This window comes from Shewanella sp. A22 (assembly GCF_053850585.1).
In genome coordinates, this window is record NZ_JBSQBN010000234.1 from 1 (window position 1) to 1,788 (window position 1,788).

Below are 1,788 nucleotides of genomic sequence, written 5' to 3' on the forward strand. Positions count from 1 at the left end.
AAGGCGGTAATTTTAGTATCCAAAGATTGTCTAGCTCAGCGGCCGCAGCTTCTGTATGCCAACCTGCTCCATCTATTATCACTAACGCGTAGCGATCTTTCGGCGTTGCTTCTGATATTTGTTTTAATTGGTCAGTTTTATCCACCGTCTAGAACATAGTTGAATCACCCTTTCCGGCTCTGCAATAAATCGATTCCATGCAATGGAGCACTGCTCAACGATATCGTCATATCCACTAAAGCAACGATTGGCGAGTTCATTCTGACGAAGCCATTGCCACACTTGTTCTATAGGGTTGAGTTCTGGCGAATAGGGCGGAAGCTTAAGGATACTAAGGTTATCAAAGTCCTCAGTCAGATCTTGTTGATGCCAACCTGCGCCATCCATGATGACCAAAGCATGGCGACCCGATTCGGTAGCCTCTGAAATTAATTTTAAATATTCCCACATATATTCATTGCTGGCATGCGGGGCAATAATAGCCTCTGTCGCGCCCGTTGCCGGACAAACCGCGCCATATAAATACGCTGATTCGAACTGTTGTTGCCTTACCGCTTGTGGTCGGGTTCCTTTCGTCGCCCAAATCTGGCTTCATCTTGAAACCAAACATCAATGCGATCTAACGCCACATGACCCGGGGTGTTAAGGATCGTTGACAGCTGGAAGTTTTTTAAACGCGTCCTGAATATCTTGAGATTGTTTTGGGTGACGAGAACGGGTCGTTATCCATGACAATCCTAGTTGATGCAGTAATCTGTAGATATTGGCCTGTTTAAAGGTCACGCCAAATTCAGACTGAATAAAAAGACTGATATCTCTTGCCATCAATCTTCCGCCACTCTCAGACAAGCTTTGACGTTGTACAAATTCTTTCAGATTTACCAGTTGTTTCACCGATAATTGACCGGGTCTACCTGGATTATGTTTATCATCTAGGCCACTAATACCATGAGTTAAATAATGAGTAACCCAAGCATTAACACTGGTTCTACTGACCTTAAACATGTTGGCTATAGTAGTACGAGAATGACCTTCGGTAAAATGAAGTAAGGCGAGATAACGCATACGTTTACGTGCGCTTTTCTCAGATTTAACTAATGCTGCAAGATTGAGATTATTCATCGATACTGAAATAAGGAAATGACAACCAATTAGATCACATATTTAATGTGATACCAATCCTATTAAATATGTATTTCTTACTAGTAGGTAAATGAAAGCCGTTAGATAGGAGTTATTAGGCAAACAAACAGTCCGTACTATTCTAAGTCGTAATTAGACCCTATAGGATATTCGTTTACTTATGGACTTTGTTATTACTAATTAGATAAAAACAGGTGGCGCAACTGATTAACCAATTAATATTTTACACATACAGTTGATAATTGTTTTGGCCGAATAGCATTGGCACTTAAGATTTAAGCATGCAATGAGTACTTTTAGTGATATTAATTGAGCCATCGCTATAAAATTCAGACACTATAGTAGTAAAGAATAGTAGATTATAATATCCATTTTGTGGATAAATCTGTGAGTAACATGTTTTTAATTTGGTATTAACTAGAGTATAAAAATTAAATCGAAATTTAGTTAAAAAAGGGGTTGCACAAAATCTTGTGGTGCCTATAATGCGCATCCACTGACACGGCAGACAGCGAAAGCGGTCACCGAGTGAGGTTGAATTAAGTGCTTCAAAACACAGAGTTCAACAGCGAAAAGAAAGTTTGAAAAAACACTTGACGCCAACCCGGGAAAGCGTAAAATACGCCTCCCAAGCCAACGACCTAG

At 40.1% G+C, this 1,788-nt stretch carries 1 pseudogene; it reads right to left on the reverse strand.

Annotated features, from left to right (window positions below):
• Positions 1 to 123 precede the first annotated feature (123 nt).
• Positions 124 to 1,122: pseudogene (locus ACWXWT_RS20425) on the reverse strand (IS630 family transposase).
• Positions 1,123 to 1,788: the final 666 nt, after the last annotated feature.